The organism is Halomonas sp. ND22Bw (genome assembly GCF_003011945.1).
GTDB classification, from domain to species: domain Bacteria; phylum Pseudomonadota; class Gammaproteobacteria; order Pseudomonadales; family Halomonadaceae; genus Halomonas; species Halomonas halophila.
In genome coordinates this window covers 1-307 of record NZ_PXWD01000545.1, presented here as the reverse complement: position 1 = coordinate 307, position 307 = coordinate 1, and the positions used below count along the sequence as shown (strand labels likewise).

Here is a 307-nt window from a genome sequence, read left to right as displayed (position 1 = left end):
GCGGTCCTCGACGGCCAATCTGGCCGCCGCCCGCGCGGCCCTGTCCGAGACCCAGACGCGGCTGAGCCAATCCACCATCCGCGCGCCTGTCGGCGGGCTGATCATCAGCCGCAGCGTGACCAAGGGCCAGATCATCTCGGCCGGGACCGAACTGTTCCGCATGGTTCGCGACGGCCGGCTGGAGCTGGACGCCCAGGTGCCCGAGACGTCGCTGGGCCTGGTGCGCGCCGGCCAGTCGGCCGTCGTGACCTCCAGCGAGGCCGGCCAGACCACCGGCACGGTCCGCATCGTCACGCCGGAGGTGAAC

At 72.6% G+C, this 307-nt stretch carries 1 protein-coding gene; it reads left to right on the top strand.

Features of this window, described 5'->3' with window-relative positions; genetic code table 11:
• The coding region (locus tag CVH10_RS19305; RefSeq protein WP_146143101.1) for an HlyD family efflux transporter periplasmic adaptor subunit at positions 1-307 on the top strand (307 nt) is incomplete at both ends.